This window comes from Bacteroides reticulotermitis JCM 10512, assembly GCF_000517545.1.
Classification (GTDB): domain Bacteria; phylum Bacteroidota; class Bacteroidia; order Bacteroidales; family Bacteroidaceae; genus Bacteroides; species Bacteroides reticulotermitis.
The window spans coordinates 32,550-51,352 of record NZ_BAIV01000006.1 but is presented as its reverse complement, the minus strand read 5'-3'; the positions used below and the strand labels follow the sequence as shown (position 1 = coordinate 51,352).

General features: G+C 44.9%; 11 protein-coding genes and 2 pseudogenes. 3 read left to right on the top strand and 10 right to left on the bottom strand.

The window, feature by feature from the left end; translation table 11 throughout:
* Positions 1–14 precede the first annotated feature (14 nt).
* A complete protein-coding gene (locus JCM10512_RS04940) occupies positions 15–1,220 on the top strand; it encodes an exonuclease SbcCD subunit D (protein ID WP_044161024.1) in 1,206 nt (401 codons plus the stop codon).
* Entirely contained in the window at positions 1,217–4,312 is a 3,096-nt protein-coding gene (locus JCM10512_RS04935) for an AAA family ATPase (RefSeq protein WP_044161021.1), read from the top strand. The genes JCM10512_RS04940 and JCM10512_RS04935 overlap by 4 nt, the downstream gene beginning before the upstream one ends.
* On the opposite strand, the gene JCM10512_RS04930 is transcribed toward JCM10512_RS04935, so the two are convergent.
* The 6 genes and pseudogenes from JCM10512_RS04930 to JCM10512_RS04905 form a co-directional block, all read right to left on the bottom strand.
* The gene (locus JCM10512_RS04930) at positions 4,293–5,462 is read right to left on the bottom strand and encodes a metallophosphoesterase (protein WP_044161217.1); all 1,170 of its coding nucleotides are present in this window, start codon (positions 5,460–5,462) and stop codon (positions 4,293–4,295) included. The two genes, JCM10512_RS04935 and JCM10512_RS04930, sit on opposite strands and share 20 nt — an antisense overlap.
* A gap of 33 nt (positions 5,463–5,495) precedes the next feature.
* A complete protein-coding gene (locus tag JCM10512_RS04925) occupies positions 5,496–6,071 on the bottom strand; it encodes a hypothetical protein (protein WP_044161018.1) in 576 nt (191 codons plus the stop codon).
* 2 nt (positions 6,072–6,073) lie between these two features.
* On the bottom strand, positions 6,074–6,586 hold the full coding sequence (locus JCM10512_RS04920) for an RNA polymerase sigma factor (protein ID WP_044161014.1): 513 nt from the start codon (positions 6,584–6,586) through the stop codon (positions 6,074–6,076).
* Between the two features lie 67 nt (positions 6,587–6,653).
* The gene (locus JCM10512_RS04915) at positions 6,654–7,541 is read right to left on the bottom strand and encodes a vitamin B12 dependent-methionine synthase activation domain-containing protein (RefSeq protein WP_044161010.1); all 888 of its coding nucleotides are present in this window, start codon (positions 7,539–7,541) and stop codon (positions 6,654–6,656) included.
* Positions 7,538–8,878: a dihydroorotase gene (locus JCM10512_RS04910; RefSeq protein ID WP_044161006.1), complete on the bottom strand. Its 1,341-nt coding sequence runs from the start codon at positions 8,876–8,878 to the stop codon at positions 7,538–7,540. The genes JCM10512_RS04915 and JCM10512_RS04910 overlap by 4 nt, the downstream gene beginning before the upstream one ends.
* Positions 8,875–9,617 (bottom strand): annotated as a pseudogene (locus tag JCM10512_RS04905) (polyprenol monophosphomannose synthase). The gene JCM10512_RS04910 and the pseudogene JCM10512_RS04905 overlap by 4 nt, the downstream one beginning before the upstream one ends.
* A gap of 178 nt (positions 9,618–9,795) precedes the next feature.
* Here JCM10512_RS04905 and mfd point away from each other — a divergent pair.
* Positions 9,796–13,173, top strand: coding sequence for a transcription-repair coupling factor (gene mfd / locus JCM10512_RS04900; protein WP_044161003.1), 3,378 nt, complete (start codon positions 9,796–9,798; stop codon positions 13,171–13,173).
* A 66-nt stretch (positions 13,174–13,239) separates the two neighbouring features.
* On the opposite strand, the gene JCM10512_RS04895 is transcribed toward mfd, so the two are convergent.
* The 4 genes and pseudogenes from JCM10512_RS04895 to JCM10512_RS04880 all read right to left on the bottom strand — a co-directional run bounded on the left by JCM10512_RS04895 (position 13,240) and on the right by JCM10512_RS04880 (position 18,737).
* Positions 13,240–15,051, bottom strand: coding sequence for a YgiQ family radical SAM protein (locus tag JCM10512_RS04895; RefSeq protein ID WP_500778521.1), 1,812 nt, complete (start codon positions 15,049–15,051; stop codon positions 13,240–13,242).
* 132 nt (positions 15,052–15,183) lie between these two features.
* Positions 15,184–15,408 carry a sulfurtransferase TusA family protein gene (locus JCM10512_RS04890; RefSeq protein ID WP_044160999.1) on the bottom strand — a complete coding sequence of 75 codons (225 nt, stop codon included), beginning with the start codon at positions 15,406–15,408 and terminating at the stop codon, positions 15,184–15,186.
* Entirely contained in the window at positions 15,405–15,725 is a 321-nt protein-coding gene (locus tag JCM10512_RS04885) for a DUF8442 family protein (RefSeq protein WP_044160997.1), read from the bottom strand. The genes JCM10512_RS04890 and JCM10512_RS04885 overlap by 4 nt, the downstream gene beginning before the upstream one ends.
* Before the next feature lie 103 nt (positions 15,726–15,828).
* Positions 15,829–18,737, bottom strand: a pseudogene (locus tag JCM10512_RS04880) (golvesin C-terminal-like domain-containing protein).
* Positions 18,738–18,803 lie beyond the last annotated feature (66 nt).

Sequence of the window (18,803 nt, the reverse complement as noted above, 5' to 3'; positions counted from 1 at the left end):
ATGAAAAAAGATCAATGATACGAATTATCCATACATCCGACTGGCACTTGGGGCAAACTTTCTATGAATATGACCGCCGAATAGAACATGCCGACTTTCTGAAATGGTTAACTAGCTGTATTCAGGAACAGCAGGCGGATGTGCTACTGGTAGCCGGTGATGTTTTTGATACGCCTAATCCGTCTGCTGAATCTCAACGGGTATACTATTCCTTTCTGAAACAGATAACTTCACTTTGTCCCAAGTTGCAAATTATTATTATTGCCGGGAATCATGATTCTGCGGCGCGCTTGGAGGCTCCTAGTCCCTTGTTGGAAGAGATGAATATAACGGTAAGAGGAATTGTACGTAGGGATGCTAATGGAAATATAGACTTTCAACATTTGATTCTTCCGATTGCTAAAGATGGGCAATTGGAAGCTTATTGTCTGGCTGTTCCTTATTTGCGTCAAGGCGACTATCCACCCGCGGATAGTTATGCCGAAGGAGTACAGGCCTTATATACCGAATTGTTTCAAGAAGTAAAGGACGAGGGTAAACCTATTATCGCTATGGGGCATTTACAAGCAACAGGAGCCGAGATCTCAGAAAATGATCGTTCCGAACGTACCATAATCGGAGGATTGGAATGTGTTTCTCCCGAAGCTTTTGCCTCGGGTATTACGTATACAGCATTGGGGCATCTGCATCGTTCACAACGTGTATCCGGAAGGGAGAATGTTCGTTATGCAGGCGCACCTATCCCGATGTCTTTTGCCGAAAAGAATAATAAGCAAGGTGTCGTATTCATCGAATGCGACGAAAATAACGTTCGTCTGGAAAAGTTGGACTACGAACCCTTAGTGAACTTATTGAGTGTACCTTCGCAGGCACAACCACTGGACGTCGTACTAAAGGTTATTGAAGCTCTACCGGTAGGAGAAGTCACCGAATGCTCACCGTATCTGGAGATAAAAGTTTTGATGGATGGCCCGGAACCTGCTTACAAATATAAAATCGAAGAAGCTCTGAAAGGGAAATCGGTACGATTGGCGCGTATTGCTGCCATGCTGCCGCCTAAAACAGAAAGTGCTCTTCGTACACTAACATACGAGGAGTTGCAATCTATTCATCCGATGGATATCGCTTTAGATGTGTTCAAAAGAAAATATGGAGGTAATGAAATGCCGGATACAATGCAGCAGATGCTTCATGAGGTGATAGGAGGAGCCAGACTATGAAAGTTATAGCTATTCGTGGTAAGAATCTAGCCTCTTTGGAAGGAGAGTTTGAACTTGATTTTATGCAAGAACCTCTCCAATCAGCTGGGATCTTTGCAATAACTGGGCATACAGGAGCCGGAAAGTCCACACTGCTGGATGCGCTTTGCTTGGCTCTATTCGATTGTACGCCTCGCATGAATAAAGCGAAGGAAAATAATATCCTGCTATCCGATGTGCAAGACCGTTCCTTATCTCAGAACGATAGCCGCTCAATCTTGAGGCGGGGTACATCTGAAGGCTATTCGGAAGTTGATTTTGTTGCGTTAACGGGTGATACGTATCGTTCTCGGTGGAGTGTAAGGCGCTCCCGTGGTAGGGTTGACGGTTCTTTGCAAAAGGTTGAAATGACACTGACTAATCTGACGAGCGGAATTGAAGAACAAGGAACTAAAACCGAACTGTTAGCTCGCATTGCCGACTTAGTAGGACTTTCTTTTGAACAGTTCAATCGTTCCGTACTACTGGCCCAAGGTGACTTTGCGACTTTTCTTAAAGCCCGGCAATCTGAGAAAGCCGAAATACTGGAGAAACTTACCGGTACCGATATCTATTCACGTATCTCTGCTTCAATATACGAAAAGACGAAGCTGGCAGAAAATGAGTACGGACGTATATTGGAGCGCATTAAAGGAGTCGAATTATTATCGGAAGAGCAGAGGGAACAATTGTCGTTGGAACAGAGCCAGCTTCTTTTGCAACTGAATGCTTTGAAAAAGGAAGAAGAGGAGAAAGGTGTCAAGTTAAAATGGATTGAAGAGGAGCAGGCTTTAACTTTAGGTATAAGCCAGTCGGAGAATGAGTTGAAAGAAGTCAGTGAGCGTATTACAACTGCCGCTCCCCGCTATAACCGTCTGCAACGTATCGAGCAAGTTCAAGAAATTCGAGATACCTATATGGAACTCTCTGCTATCCGCAAGCAAACGGTTGAAAAGCAGCGTAACATCGTTGAACAAGAGGAAGTATTGCGTAAAAAGGAGGAATTGCTAACAGCTATCTTGAAGGAAGAAGCAATAAATCGGGAATCTGCGACAGCGTACAAAGAACTGCTGAAACGTTTAGAACCTGAGATAAATGCAGCCCGTGAGTTGGATGTGCGCATGGCGGAAGTGAAGAAACAAGTAGCTGAGGCAACCAAAGAAGCAAATGACGCCTTATTCAAAGCACAAAATCAGGATAAACTTTGGCGTAATTCCGAACAAGAATTAATTCAGTGTCGCACAGACAAACAGCGTATTGACGAATGGTTTGAGAAATATAACTCATACGCTGCATTAGTTCCGGAAACCGGATTGGTGGTAAGCCTGTTGACCGATATGGAAACAACAGAAGGGCAACGGCGCTTTAACCAGGAGATGTGGGAGAAGAATACAGCGAGTTGTGAAAAAGAGAATAAGCGACTCAATGATTTAAAAGCTGAGTCCGAACAGCTGAACCTTTTGTTGCCTACGGAGATTGTTAGCCTTCGCACACAGTTGCAGGATGGAGCACCTTGTCCGGTATGTGGAAGCTTGCATCATCCATTGAAAGACCGCACCGATGTGCAGACGTTGGAAGAAGAAAAGTTGAACAATGCTAAAGCGGAAGTAGCCAAAGAAATCGAAACGTTGACAGCGGCTATTAACCGTCGCAACGAAGACATAATTCGCTTGAAAACTCTCGTCGAAGACTACGTGCGTCACATGAACGCTACGAGAGAGAAGTTGGCTACATTCGTAAGCATTCTCCCGTCTTGGGAACATCTGCTTGAAACCGGACAGTTGAAACAAAGTGTGTTGGATTTCAGTCGGAAATGGAATGAACACCTTGCCGGACAAACTTCGATGAATGAGAAAATAACCAAGTTGCAGGCTCAGCAAGATAGTCAGCAGAACGAGTGGAAGAATAGTACGGCTGTCTATGAGGAACGTAAGCAGAAAAAAACAACGTTGATAGGAGTTGGTGAAGAATTGTTGAAAGAACGTTCTGCATTATTGGGAGGAAAACCAACGATCGAAGTCATAGAGACGCATAGTCGCCAGCTTACTGGACTAGAGAAAAAACTTTCTGATTCTATGGAACGGCGGCATCAATTGCAAGTGGAAAGAGAGGCATGCAAAAGCATCATCGATCAGCAAGGCAAAGAACTGAAACAGCTCGCTATTCAGGAGAAAGAAGATCAAGTTCGGATCGATAGTTGGTTGTTGCGTCACAGTGATATCAGTTCTGTAGAAGAACTGGCAGCTTTATTGGCGAACGATGCGGAATGGTTGGCCACAGAAAGAAAAGAATTGACCGGACTGAAAGAACGGGAAACTTCTTTATTAGCTGTTCATCGGGAGCGGAAACAGCAGTGGTTGCAGCATCAGGAGAAAGAAATCCGTCCGGGCGAGGAAGAGGTCAAGGAGGTATTGTTAGATCAACAAGCTGTTTGTCGCAATGAAATAGAAATTCGATCCAATCGTAAGATTCAGATTGACTTAGCTTTCGAAAATCACGAAAAAGGCAAGTCGCGTATTGTAGCTTTTGAGAAAGAACTGGAAGAGAAAAAGAACCTATATGAGGATTGGGCAAAGCTAAATGAACTTTTTGGCTCGCAAACCGGAAACAAGTTCAAAGAGATTGCCCAAGGATATACGTTAGAAGTGTTGTTAGTATATGCTAATAAGCATCTGCAAGATTTAGCTCCTCGTTATGAACTGCAGCGGATTACGGACACATTAGCTTTACAGATTGCCGATCTTGACATGATGGGTGAGATCCGAAGCGTGCACTCTTTGTCAGGTGGCGAATCTTTTCTGGTTTCCTTAGCTCTGGCTTTGGGCTTATCTTCTTTATCCTCTAACCGGATGAACGTAGAATCACTGTTTATTGATGAAGGTTTTGGGGCGCTAGATGTGGATACGTTGCGTATCGCCATGGATGCTTTGGAGCGCTTGCAGACTCAGGGGCGCAAAATAGGTGTCATCTCTCATGTGAGCGAGATGACAGAGCGTATTCCTACACAAGTACAAGTCGTGCGATTGTCTAGTGGAAAAAGTCAGGTTCGGATCGTTAAGAACGCTTTAAAGTAATGACTGTGATTTCCGGCCAAGCTCCAAAGCGGAAAGGAAGCCCCACATAACCAATTCCGATATTCACATACAGCGCGCGTGTTCCTTCGTAGTACATGCCGCTCCATTCGGGATAGACCATTGAAGCCGGTGAATAGTGACCGAATTGCAACTGCATGCCGTGTGTGTGCCCGGCTAACATTAGATCTACAGTTGATTCCGGAAGTACCTCTCTTCTCCAATGGGTTGGGTTATGGCTCAAGAGAAGTTGAAACATTCCCTCGGTGCCTTTGATGGCTTTGTGCAAATCACCGTGTTGTGAGAAAGGAGGTTCACCTTCATTCTCCACACCGATTAGTGCAATGCTATCTTTGCCCTGATGGATGATGGTATGTTCATTATTCAACAAAATCCATCCCATCTCTTTCTCTTTGCGTTTCAACTCAATAAGATTGGCAACCTGATCCCGTTTATCCTTCCAGCGAAAATAGGGAGCATAATCATGGTTGCCCAAGATGGAATAGACACCGTCTTTAGCCTGAAGGCCGGATAGGATATCTTCAAATCCATTTAGTTCCAAGGCACGGTGATTAACTAAGTCACCCGTAAAAACAATCAGATCGGCATGTTGTGCGTTAGCCAACTCCACCATTTTGCGAATCGGTTTGTCGTTACCTTTCCAACTACCGATATGGAGGTCGGATAGTTGAACGATGCGATAACCGTCAAAGGCTTCAGGGAGTCGGGAAGAAACGTAATCAACCTCTTTAACCTCGAACTGTGTACGCCCGAAAAAGGAACCATATAGAATCATAACAATACAACAAAGTGCTAGAGTAAGTCCGGTACAAATAAAAGGAGTACGAGGCCAACGCAACCATCTGTGAAAAGGAGCGCCGAGCAGCGTGAAGAAAACTAATATTAGCTTGGGAGCTGAAAATAAGAAAAAGCAAACAGAGAACCAACCGATTTGCAGAGTATATTCTTCGGAAAGCGTATCATTGGCAAAGAAGGTCAGGTAGACAATACCTGACGTTAGAAGTAAGCTGGGGATCCAATAGAGAATGCGATAAGCAAGATTCTTTGTGATCCGGACAATAAACCGGAAGTACAGATATAAATCCGGCAGAATGAAAAACAATAATAGAATAATAAAAACTCGTTGTAGCATATCCATATAGTGTTTGATGTCGCAAACTGTCGGTTACATCAGTTCTTTTAATTCGTCGAGATTCTTTTTAATCTCATGGATTTGTACTAGAAATTTGCGCTGGTAAATCCAAAGGATAAGTACTAAACCACCAGTCCATAAAAATACAAATAATGAGATAAAACCAACGCCGTACTGCCATACTTGCCAATGTACAAATGAAAAAGCGGCAATGCCCAATAAAAGCAAAGTACCCATAATACGCTCAACGATTACCCATCGGTGAAAACGGTTAACTCGCTCTACAATTTCAACCAATGGCATTACATCCGCTCGCGTATTACGTAGGTAGATGATTGTGAACAAATCCCAGAAGAAAGCGGGGATAAGTGCAGCCAGAATAACGAAATAGAATGTGTTGAACATATTGTACAGATAGATATCTGCCAAGATTAGGGCAAGTATGGGCAATGAAATCGCGATCAGCTTTATGTTAAGCCGAGCTATGGCATTGATTCCCTTCCCCGTATGCCTGATCAGTTTATTGATATCTTCCTCTTTGATCAGTTCTTTATCTTTCAGGTGTTGGTCCAGAGCATCCCAGGAATTTTTCAATTCATCCAGTTCCATATCTATTCCTCCTTTTTCATCTTTTTAAGTTTGTCTTTGATGCGGCTCAGTTTAGTCGCCACATTAGTAAGAGTCAGCCCAGTGATTTCCGCTATCTCCTCGTAACTCTTTTCTTCCAAGTAAAGTAGAATGATTGATTTATCCAGTTGACCGAGTTGGTTGATTAGTTGGTATAATTGTCTCAACATATCGTTCAAAGGATCATTCTCTTCAATTAGCCTGTCGAAATCTCCGGTTAACGAGATCATTTCGGGTACATTCTTCTCCTTACGGACAAAGCTAATGCAAGTGTTCAGTGCAATGCGGTAAAACCAAGTCGAGATTTTACATTCACCTCGAAACTTGGGGTATGCTTTCCAAAGGTTGAGTACCACATCCTGATAGAGGTCATTGAGCGGAGCATTGGGCCGCGCATACAAGTAACATACTTTATAGATGACGCGTTCGTATGTCCGGATGAGTGCCATGAACTCTCGTTCTGTATCGCCATTCACCTCTATGGATTTTGAACTCATTTTACTTTGGTTTTTATGATTAGTCGTGCGGAATGCAGGAAAATCACAATTGAAAGGCTAAAAGAAACTATTGTAAGTTCGCGGCAAGGAACTTACGCACTTCCTCCACACTCTTATTTCTTCTTGCAGCATAATCAATCAATTGATCTTCTCCTATTTTACCAACGGAGAAATATTCGGAGGCCGGGTGGGCAAACATGAGTCCACATACAGAAGCGTGCGGATACATGGCTCCATTTCCTGTTAGAGTAATACCGATCTGCTTCATGTCTAGTAATTCGTCCAGTAGGAAGTTAATCGATTGGTCGGGTAAAGACGGGTAGCCTACAGCCGGACGAATACCTTGGTAATTCTCAACTAAGAGTTCGGGAATACTCAGGTTCTCGTCTTTCGCATAACCCCATGCCTCTTTGCGAACATATTCGTGCATCTTTTCGGTAGCAGCTTCTGCCAGTCGGTCCGATAAAGTCTGTACCAACAAATGTTTGTACGGGTCTTGTTCGTATAGTCCTTGCATATCAGCATCTATGGATGAAGCAAAAGCGCCTATAGTATCTGAAATGCCGGAAGATAAAGGACGCACAAAATCACTCAAGCAAAGGAAAGGTCCGCTTTCCCGTTTCTTTACTTGTTGGCGCAGTAAAGGAAAAGTTATTCCGTCGAGAATTAGATTATCCCCGTTGGAGTTCGCTTTACAGAGCTTAAATATCGTTTTTACCTCATAATCCCGGTCCAGCAAGTCAAGCATGCGGTTGGCTTCTTTAAGCAATTGCATCGCTTCGGAGGCTTTGGGACGGTCTTCTTCCGGGAATGTAGTCAGCCAGGAAGCCCGACAGGAATCACAACCGTGAATGTTAGCTATGGCAGCAAACCGAGGTTGAAAACCCCAGGCATGGAAGAAATATATCCAATTGATGTAAGGAACTACATCATGTATCTTATGTTGTTGAATCATCTGAATCTTAATTCTTGTCCGCGATAATTTTCGTCTATTTCACCTTTATTGTATAACAGATGACCATTCACAAATGTTTTTTCAACTTTCCATTGGAAAGTACGCCCTTCGAGTGGACTCCATTGGCATTTACTGAGTATAGTGTCTGTCGTAACGGTCCACGGTTGATTGGGGCGAACTAATACTAGATCGGCCTGATAACCTTGACGGATATATCCCCGGTTCTGTATTTCGTAGATCTTAGCCGGCGCATGAGACATCTTTTCCACTACCGTTTCAATTGGAAATACTCCTTGGCTCGATAGTTCGAGCATGCTAACCAGCGAGAATTGGATCGTAGGCATACCGGATGCGGCCTTTAGTGCACCTCCTTCTTTTTCACTAAGCAGATGGGGCGCATGATCAGTTGCAATCGCATCGATTCGTCCATCGTTAATGGCAGCTCGCAGTGCACTACGATCATCAGCCGTTTTGATGGCGGGGTTGCATTTGATGCGTGCTCCCAAAGTAGCATAATCATTATCGCAAAAAAGTAGGTGTGAGACGCAGGCCTCGGCAGTGATGCGCTTCTCGGCCAGAGGGCGATTACTGAATAGCTCGAGTTCCTTGGCAGTCGAAATATGCATGATGTGCAGGCGGGCATTCGTTTGTTGAGCCAACTTTACAGCCAGCTCGGATGAACGATAGCACGCTTCGGACGACCGGATTTCCGGATGGCAGGCGAGAGGTACATCCTCTTCACCATATTTCGCTTTATACTTATCCGTGTTTTCTTTGACAATTCCCTGATCTTCGCAGTGAACGGCAATCAGTAAATCCGTACTACTGAATATCTTTTCCAAACTAGCCATTCGGTCTACCAGCATATTGCCGGTGCTAGATCCCATGAATAGTTTGATTCCGCATACCCGGTGCTTGTCCAATTGGCTGAAATCCGGATAGTTGGAGTTCGTTGCTCCGAAATAACAGGAATAGTTGACTCTCGACTTCTCAGCCATCAAGTTGAATTTCGCTTCAAGTGCATCCAGAGTCGTTGTTTGCGGATGCGTATTAGGCATATCCATTATTGATGTGACGCCTCCGGCTGCCGCAGCTTTACCTTCGCTACCTAAGTCCGCTTTCTGAGTCAGGCCCGGATCGCGGAAGTGGACGTGTTCGTCAATCGCTCCCGGCAATAGATAACAGCCGGTTGCATCAATGATTTCGTCGCAAGGAGTGGCAGGAGCTTGACCAACTGCCAATATTTCGGCTATCTTTTCGTTTTCAATTACGACAGAGCCTAGGGTGCTGACTCCTTCGTTTACGATCGTTGCTTGTTGAATTAGAATACGTTTCATTTCTTCTGTGGGAATTTGTGGAACCAACTGTTGACTTTCAATTTAATGACCCCGAACACCGCTTCGCCGAAGATGCTGCTATTCATCTTCGAGGTGCCTAGCTCCCGGTTGATAAAGATGACCGGAACCTCTATGATTTTGAATCCGCATTTGTAAGCCGTGAACTTCATTTCGATCTGGAAAGCATAGCCTTTGAAACGTATGTTTTCGAGGTCGATTGTTTCGAGAACCTCGCGGCGGTAACAAACGAATCCGGCGGTTGTATCATGTACGGGAACTCCGGTAATAAAGCGTACGTATTTGGATGCAAAGTAAGACATTAATACGCGTCCCATTGGCCAGTTGACTACGTTAACTCCACTTACATAACGAGAACCGATGGAGACATCTCCTCCTTGCTCCGCACAAGCTTTATAGAGACGGGGTAAATCATTCGGATTGTGACTAAAGTCAGCGTCCATCTCGAATATATATTCGTATTTATGTTCCAAGGACCATTTGAATCCGGCGATGTAAGCAGTACCCAACCCTAGTTTCCCTTTCCGCTCGATGATGAAGAGACGCTCAGGGAACTCTTGTTGCAGACCTTTTACAATTCCGGCAGTACCATCGGGCGACCCGTCTTCGATGACAAGGACATGAAAAACTTTTCGAGACCAAAAACAGCACGAATAATGTTTTCGATGTTTTCTCGCTCGTTATAGGTTGGAATAATAACAATACTGTCCGACGTTTGCATACCTTTACTTATTTTTAATGACAAATGTACGGCTTTTCCCTCAGTAACGTATAAAACTAAGGATAATTTAGTAATTTTGCGGTGGATTTACATCACTTGAAATACATACATTCACACCAGAAATATAATCTTGTGCAAATGTGTGCGATTTGTTGTGAGTTAACACAACTCTATTTATATGACAATTACCCAACTACAGCAACGATATGCTACGCATCCCAATGTGTCGGCTATGCTTCAATTGCTGAAAGATTCTTCTATTCAAACCCTTTATTGTGGCGGACTGTCAGCATCCGCGGCTTCTTTCTTTTCATCCCTATTGGTGCAACAAAATGTTTGTCCGTTCGTATTCATCCTTAGCGACTTGGAGGAAGCGGGCTACTTTTATCACGATCTGACTCAAATACTTGGAGGAGATAAAATACTATTCTTCCCTTCCTCATTTCGTCGTGCTGTAAAATATGGACAAAAAGACGCCGCGAATGAAATCTTGCGTACGGAAGTCTTGAGCCGTTTGCAAAAAGGAGAAGAGGGGTTGTGTATTATTACCTATCCCGACGCATTGACCGAGAAAGTCGTTTCGCGTGAGGGGTTGGAACGTAAAACTCTCAAGTTGGCTGTGGGGGAGAAGGTGGATACGGATTTTGTAACCGATATGTTGCAGCAGTATCGCTTTGAGTATGTTGATTATGTATACGAGCCGGGGCAATACGCCTTTCGGGGAAGTATCATTGATGTCTTTTCTTTTGCTTCCGAATACCCGTACCGTATCGACTTCTTTGGTGACGAAGTAGATAGTATTCGTACGTTTGAGGTTGAGACCCAGTTGTCACGTGAGAAAAGGGAAAGTATATCCATTGTGCCCGACTTGGCTGTGACGGGGGATGTAACCACTTCTTTTCTTGATTTTATTCCTTCGAATACGGTGTTGGCTATGCGGGACTTCCTTTGGTTACGTGAACGTATTCAGCAGGTGCATGATGAGTCGTTGACCCCGCAGGCTATTCTCTCGCAAGAGGCCGAAGAGGCCGGAGGCGTTACGCTAGAAGGCAAACTGATCGATGGAACTGAATTTACTGTGCGCGCACTCGACTTCCGTCGGATGGAGTTTGGTAACCGGCCGACAGGAAAACCAAATGCTAGTGTCAATTTTGAAACCTCGGCACAACCTATCTTTCATAAGAACTTCGATCTGGTAGCCAAGTCTTTCAAAGATTATCAAGAGAAAGGATATACCTTATATATATGTAGCGATAGTACGAAACAAACAGATCGTATCCGGGCAATCTTTCAAGATCGCGGAGATCAGGTAGAATTCACTGCTGTAGAACGTACCCTGCATGAAGGGTTTGTCGATCACATACAGCGTATGTGTATCTTTACCGACCATCAATTGTTCGATCGTTTCCATAAATATAACCTGAAAAGCGAAAAAGCCCGGTCGGGTAAAGTCGCCCTGTCCCTGAAAGAATTGAATCAGTTTACGCCTGGTGACTTTGTTGTACACACAGATCATGGTATCGGCCGTTTTGCCGGATTAATACGTATTCCCAATGGAGACACCACGCAAGAAGTTATAAAGTTAGTCTATCAAAACGAAGATGTGGTGTTTGTCTCCATTCACTCGTTGCACAAAGTTTCCAAATACAAGGGAAAAGAAGGAGAACCGCCCCGGTTGAATAAATTGGGAACGGGGGCTTGGGAGAAACTGAAAGACCGTACCAAGACTAAGATAAAAGATATCGCCCGTGACCTGATCAAACTGTATGCTCAGCGGCGGGAGGAGAAGGGCTTTGCTTATAGTCCCGATAGTTTTTTGCAGAAAGAGTTGGAGGCGTCTTTCCTTTATGAGGATACCCCCGACCAGAGCAAAGCAACCGCTGATGTAAAGGCTGATATGGAAAACACTCGTCCGATGGATCGGCTCGTTTGCGGAGATGTGGGTTTCGGCAAAACCGAAGTTGCTATCCGTGCTGCTTTCAAAGCTTTGGCAGACAACAAACAGGTGGCAGTACTCGTGCCGACGACCGTATTGGCCTATCAACACTTTCAAACTTTCAGCGAGCGGTTGAAAAACTTACCTTGTAAAGTCGATTATTTGAGTCGTGCTCGTACAGGTACACAGGCGAAAAATGCATTGAAGGGGTTGAAAGAAGGAGAAGTCGGTATCTTAATCGGTACTCAGCGAATCCTGGGAAAAGATGTAGTCTTCAAAGATTTGGGGCTACTGATTATTGACGAAGAGCAGAAGTTCGGCGTATCGGTGAAGGAGAAACTCCGCCAATTGAAGGTGAATGTCGATACACTTACAATGACGGCTACTCCGATTCCTCGTACGTTGCAATTTTCTTTGATGGGTGCTCGTGACCTGAGTGTTATTTCAACTCCACCACCCAACCGATATCCGATTCAAACGGAACTACATACGTTTAATGAGGATGTGATTGCCGAAGCTATTAGTTTTGAAATGAGCCGAAACGGACAAGTGTTTTTTGTGAATAACCGGATTTCCAACTTGTTGGAATTAAAGGTGATGATTCAACGGCATATACCCGATTGTCGAATTGCCATTGGACATGGCAAGATGGATCCGTCCGAGTTGGAACAAGTCATTTTCGATTTTGTCAACTATGATTACGATGTTTTGTTGGCGACTACCATTATTGAGAGTGGCATTGATATTCCGAATGCTAATACCATTCTCATCAACCAAGCTCAGAACTTTGGTTTAAGTGACCTCCACCAAATGCGTGGTCGGGTGGGGCGTAGTAACAAGAAGGCGTTTTGTTACCTGTTAGCACCTCCGTTGAGTACATTAACTCCGGAAGGCAAACGACGCCTGCAAGCTATCGAGAACTTCAGTGACCTGGGAAGTGGTATTCACATTGCCATGCAAGATTTGGATATTCGAGGAGCCGGAAATATGTTAGGAGCAGAGCAGAGTGGATTTATTGCTGATTTGGGTTATGAAACCTATCAGAAGATTCTTACCGAAGCTGTTCAGGAGTTGAAGAATGATGAGTTTGCTGAACTTTATGCTTATGAAGTTCAGGGGGAAGGACCGATCAGCGGCGAACAATTTGTGGACGAATGTCAGGTGGAAAGTGATATGGAATTGCTTTTACCCGCCAATTATGTGACTGGTAGTAGCGAACGAATGTTGCTCTACCGGGAATTGGACGGGCTGACGCTTGACAAAGATGTTGACGATTTCCGGATTCGTTTGGAAGACCGCTTCGGACCACTTCCGCGAGAAACGGAAGAATTGCTCCGCATTGTTCCGTTGCGTCGTTTGGGTGCTCGTTTAGGTGCTGAACGTGTATTCTTGAAAGGAGGGCGTATGACTTTATTCTTTGTTGCCAATCCGGAGAGTCCTTACTATCAGAGTCAGGCCTTTGGGAAAATGATTGATTATATGTCGAAGTACACGCGTCGATGTGACCTACGCGAACTGAAAGGTAGACGGAGCATGTTGGTGAAAGATGTGACTAATGTAGAGACAGCTGTCAGCATCCTGAAAGAAATTGTCGCTTTGCCTGCCAAAGAAGAAGTCTAAGCATTCGTTGCGCACTTAAGTTACCGCCTAGCTTTAAGTCGCTAGGCGCTAGAGTTGGATGAACTCTTATTTCTTCTTCCCGTAAAGTTTGTCAATCAGATCCTGACGGTTGATACGTCTTAAATCATTGATGATATTTTTTCGTTCCTCCGGCTTGTACCAGAAGAAGAACTGGCGTTGAGCCAACTTCTCACGAGGAGTCTTTGCACTAAATATCGGCTCCAGTGTATATGGATGAAATCCGGTATACCAAGCCTCGGTAGCTACGGTCATCGGAGTAGGGGTAAAGTCTTGAACCTGTTCCAAATGGAAGTCTAACCGTTTGGTGAGGACTGCCAACTCCGCCATATCTTCCTCCTGGCACCCGGGATGTGAAGATATAAAGTATGGAATGAGTTGTTGTCGAAGGTTCTCTTCCCGGTTGATGCGGTCGAAAACTCTTTTGAAAGTCTCGAACTGATCGAAAGGCGGCTTCCGCATAACTGCCAATACCCGGTCGCTGGTATGTTCGGGAGCCACCTTCAAACGTCCACTTACATGGTTGATAATTAACTCGCGCGTATATTCGGCCGTACTCTGGTTCGTTGCTGCGTCTTTGCTTTGATGCAGCAATAGGTCGTAACGCACACCACTACCGATGAACGACTTCTTGATACCCGGTAGAGCATCTACCGCCCGGTAAATATCCAGTAAGGGGCGATGGTTGTAGTTTAGGTTAGGGCATACTTTGGGATGAATGCATGAGGGGCGTTTACACTTTTGGCATATCGATTCGTCTATGCCTTTCATCCGGTACATATTGGCGGACGGGCCTCCCAAATCACTCAAATAACCCTTAAAATCGGGTAACTGGGAGACAGCTTTGACCTCTTTCAAGATCGACTCCTGACTACGGCTGACGATAAACTTCCCTTGGTGAGCCGAAATGGTGCAAAACGCACAACCTCCGAAACATCCGCGGTGAATGTTGATGGAAAACTTAATCATATCGTAGGCCGGAATCCGCTTACCCTTGTATTTAGGGTGAGGTAGCCGGGTATATGGAAGGTCGAACGAACGGTCAAGATCTTTTTCACTCATCGGAGGATAGGGAGGATTGACAACCACCACGCGACTTTCTACTACTTGTGTGATGCGCGAAGCAGCGTATTTATTAGATTCCTCTTCAATATGCCGGAAGTTGGCTGCTTGTTTTTTCTTGTCGTGCAGACACTCTTCATGCGTATAAAGCTGAATGTCATCGGCTACCGATTCCCAATCTTTGGCATGTGCCAAATAGGCTATCTGGGGAATCGTTTGCGTAACTTCTCTGAAATCCTTGATGCTCAGCGCACCGCCTTCATCCGGTAGGAGGCTGATTGTCTTTTGTGCGAGTTCGATGATGGGCTTTTCTCCCATTCCGTAAATCAACAAGTCGGCACCGCTGTCGCACAGAATACTTTTTTGTACTTTATCCTGCCAATAGTCGTAATGGCTCAATCGACGCATGCTGGCTTCGATACCACCCAATACAACTGGGACATCCGGATATAGTTGCTTTAAAATCTGGCTATAAACTATCGATGGATACTCCGGACGCATATCCGGACGTCCGTCCGGTGTATAAGCATCCTCGCTGCGCAGACGTTTATTAGCGGTATATTTGTTGACCATAGAGTCCATGCACCCGGCAGAGATACCAAAGAATAGGCGAGGACGTCCCATTTTCTTGAAATCGCGTAAGTCGTCGCGCCAGTTGGGTTGCGGGATAATTGCTACTTTGAGTCCTTCAGCTTCGAGAATACGTCCGATGACAGCCGCCCCAAAAGAGGGGTGGTCTACATAAGCATCACCGCTAAAGAGAATGACATCCAAATCATTCCATCCGCGTAATTCCATTTCTTTTTTGGTGGTAGGCAGCCAGTCGGTCAGTCGATATTCTTTCATGGCGCAAAGATACGGATAATAAAAAAACATCCCAATGATTTTTTAATCATTGAGATGTTCGTTTTTGATTATTGGGATATTTTTCTATTTCTTCCCATTGAGGGTGAATTGCAGAGTCATCCGCTCACCATCGTAGATTTCACGGAATCCTGTTCCCTGTTCCGATAGGTATTCTTTTAGGTCACTGAACGCCTCCGCATTATTCATTATAATCTCCACTTTCTCGCCGGGAGCGGCACCACAGATAGCTTTCATAGCCGGTATGAGGGGGTTATAAGCCGTCGTTCCGCAAGTGTCAATCGTAATCATGCATCCTCCTCTTCTTCCGCTTCCTGTGCGGCAAACCATGTTAGATAAAGCTTAATGAGCTGTTGCAGACCGAAAGCTTTCATATTGTTGTGGTAAATCACATCGATGCAGAGGTCGAGTAAGCCCTTACTGTCTTCTTCCTGACTGGCTATAAGCGATCGGATGTTGAATCTTAACTTTTCTACTACATTTTCGTCTACAATCCCATTGCTATCGATCAGGTGGCGAAATAGGGCATACTTTTCAATTGTTCTCAGATTTTCATCAGAAACTTCTATACAGCGGGTACCGCTGGAGTTTGCTTGTATAGTATACATATGCTTTAGTTTTAAAGGTTATAACTAGGAGCAAAGATAGAATTTAAAATGAAATACGAATGTAAAAGCCCGGAAAAAATGACCGGGCTTTTGAAAATCTTTTTTATTTCTGCGTAAAGAATCCCAAAATGGAGGCCATTATCTGGGCGCGGTCCGCTTCCGATTCGATACTTTCGAAAGGGAAACCTAGTACGAATGTACGGTAATCACCTTTGTATGCTATACCTGCCGATTGGTTTCCGGGTAGATAGGTAAATACGGGGAAAGCGGGAGCGAGCGGTACAATACAGTCAGGGGCCGTAACGGCATACGCTTGCTCGTTCGGTAAACGTGGAATAGTAACATTGCGTCCCAAACCACTGATTCGTCCGGACGTTTTATCGGTTAGGCTACCTTGGTAACCATACTTCAAGATCATTTCCGTAAATTCGCGGTTACCTTGTGTATTACTCATGTCGCTACCCACATACGCACCGCTGACCAAGAGATTACCTCCCGACTGACAATAACTGGTGATGATTCGTTGCATGGGTGAGGAGAATGTTTTGTAGTAAGCATGAGCCGCAGCGTCTTCTTTCTCAAGTCCCAGTATATAGTCCACGATCGGATAGTACTCCAGATTTACGATTCCGTTTTCTACCGCTTCATCGCTGCAAGAGACAAAGCTATAGCGAGCGGCTGCCTGTATGGCTTTGCCGTGAATGAAGGGATAATCGAACGAGTTTCCGGCTATTTTCATGCCCTCTAGCTCTTTGCCGCTATCACCTAAACTTCCTTTACCTTCTTTCCCTCCTTGCGAACGGTCGAAACCAATCTGTGCACCAGAGAAAGAAATGTTATAATGATCGGGAACTCCGGGGTCCTGATTCAGATCGAAGCCGGCTTGAGTGCTTGTATTGATTACGGCCGGACCGCTGATCCGATCGAATCCATTGACAATTAGCACGCGTGCACGTTCATGCTTAGCCTTATAAGATGCCAGTATCTCAGAAGGAAAACTTTCGCCCCCTCGGTTAACGGCAGTAACTTTGAACGAGTAGACCAACCCGGGCTCTATCTTGACCGTATGATACGGTTTACTCACAAGGGTTCCATTGTCGAAACCACCATACCCAACACGCGTATACACCATGTATTCACGTGGACGAGCTGTTGGTTCCAACGGATCATCTTCTCCTTTCCACGATAAATCCAACGTGTTCTTCTTATTTCCGAACCGGATAGCAAAGTTACTTACCGGTAGCGGCTGTACAGCATACTCTTTGTCATGTTGGGTACTCAGGAACTGGAGCATACCTTTATAGATAGCGCGTCCTACGGTAAATTTGAAGTTAGGATCATGTCCCAATTGCATATCGGCAAAGTTTTGGTGGGACAGAAGTTCGATGATAGTCGAAGGCGTAGCCGGTAGGCGCGTTTCGCTGTAGTTTTTGTCCCACATACTCCGCCGTGTCCAAGGCGTGTTATAAGCTGCCAGAATATCTTTTTGAATCTGGGTAAGTAGAATATCGGCCAGGTCACGCGAAGCGTAGCGATCAATTCCAGTGTTGAGTTTACCGTTATTAAAATCGGTCGTATAGATACCTAGCGAACCGATAATTTCGTCTGTGCGGCTGAACCCCGCATCACTGTGCAGAGCCAGGGTTGCTTCCAATGGCACACCTAATCCAGCCTGTCCCGGATTATAGACGGAACCTCCGGATAAGTAATTGATTACATTCGAACGGGTATTTATGTCGTCCACATAATCGTTCTCTCCCTTGCGTCCGGCATATATGTCATAAGGCATACCGTTCCACTGGGCAGCGTAACGGGCACCCTCCAGATAACGGGGAAGTCCGCTGGTTTTGCCCTTACGCGCAATATTACCCATACCACCTCCGAAACGTACGGCATCGGCACAAACCACGCCGTTTTCGTTGCTCTCATTGTTAAGAACCACCATGCCGTAGTCATTATTCCCCTTATCGAACTCGAAAGTACCGAGATATACCATGTGCCGTTGCCCATTTGCTGGTTAACCTTGAATTCGGTTACCCCGCCTTTGTGAAACACAAGATAAGTGGCGTCACTTACGCTGTTGGGTAGAGTCTGATAGGTAACATATACGGCATACTCTCCGGTAGCCGGAAGTGTGGGAATCCAGCTGGCAAAAGCTTGATCTTTATTTTTTTTCTTCTTTTTCTCTGTGGAGATAAATCGGCAGGTTCCGGTTTGAAACGGACTTTCACCATCGGTGTAGATCCGTTTGGTTTGCGCAAAACCTCTGGCCGATGCAGTTTCCCAACGGGCTTTCTTACTTGTTTCCTCCAGATAGATGGAAGCGTTCGGTGTGTCGTTGTCGACTATAATCTCATTTTTCTGAGTATCTCGTTCGCGCGGCGTGTATACGTATGCACCGGCATTTTCGAGCATCGGAATGACATAAGGCAGAATGAAAGATTGCGTAAACTGATCTTCGGTTGTGCAGAACAACCGGGGGCGTTGCCATCCCCATTCATTCTGATCGTTTTTGAAGTAATTGCCGTGGCTCTGCCAAAGAGCAATGTGACGGTTTTGAAGTCCGCGTGATATTTCATTTCCCCGTGACACGTTTTTCACCCAGGGATTACCTTTGTAGTCTATATGCAGTGAAAGTCGCTCTTTATCCTTTTTCTTTTTGCGGTAGATGTTCGGAATCAGGTCTTCTATAGGCTTTCCGTTAGCGCAAATAGTTAGGTTGAAGAAATTGACAGGGCCTGGTAATAGCGCTTTGATTTGGTCGTAAACGGCATCGACGGTTTCCGGCAAGAAAGGTTGATAAGCGAAACTCTCTGTTGCGTTGATCGTGATAACCCGCCGGTCGTAATCTACGTTTATATCTTTAAGTTTGGGAGCATTGATTTTCGCAGTAGGCTTATAGTTGCTGAAATAGTCAGTCAATCGTTCTTTAATATTTCTTTCAATGTCCTGTGCGTAAAAGGAATGGCTTATGGCTAGGAAGAACAGAAAGAGAGTAACAATCTTTTTCATGCGGTTTTTATATTATATATTGAGTACTGCAAAAGTAAACAAAAAAAGAGAGAGAAGTATCGAACT

Excerpts from the sequence above, each read along its gene's own strand:
- JCM10512_RS04940 (WP_044161024.1), top strand. The coding sequence starts at position 15 with ATGATACGAATTATCCATACATCCGACTGGCACTTGGGGCAAACTTTC.
- JCM10512_RS04935 (WP_044161021.1), top strand. The coding sequence starts at position 1,217 with ATGAAAGTTATAGCTATTCGTGGTAAGAATCTAGCCTCTTTGGAAGGA.
- JCM10512_RS04930 (WP_044161217.1), bottom strand. The coding sequence starts at position 5,462 with ATGCTACAACGAGTTTTTATTATTCTATTATTGTTTTTCATTCTGCCG.
- JCM10512_RS04925 (WP_044161018.1), bottom strand. The coding sequence starts at position 6,071 with ATGGAACTGGATGAATTGAAAAATTCCTGGGATGCTCTGGACCAACAC.
- JCM10512_RS04920 (WP_044161014.1), bottom strand. The coding sequence starts at position 6,586 with ATGAGTTCAAAATCCATAGAGGTGAATGGCGATACAGAACGAGAGTTC.
- JCM10512_RS04915 (WP_044161010.1), bottom strand. The coding sequence starts at position 7,541 with ATGATTCAACAACATAAGATACATGATGTAGTTCCTTACATCAATTGG.
- JCM10512_RS04910 (WP_044161006.1), bottom strand. The coding sequence starts at position 8,878 with ATGAAACGTATTCTAATTCAACAAGCAACGATCGTAAACGAAGGAGTC.
- mfd (WP_044161003.1), top strand. The coding sequence starts at position 9,796 with ATGACAATTACCCAACTACAGCAACGATATGCTACGCATCCCAATGTG.
- JCM10512_RS04895 (WP_500778521.1), bottom strand. The coding sequence starts at position 15,051 with ATGGAATTACGCGGATGGAATGATTTGGATGTCATTCTCTTTAGCGGT.
- JCM10512_RS04890 (WP_044160999.1), bottom strand. The coding sequence starts at position 15,408 with ATGATTACGATTGACACTTGCGGAACGACGGCTTATAACCCCCTCATA.
- JCM10512_RS04885 (WP_044160997.1), bottom strand. The coding sequence starts at position 15,725 with ATGTATACTATACAAGCAAACTCCAGCGGTACCCGCTGTATAGAAGTT.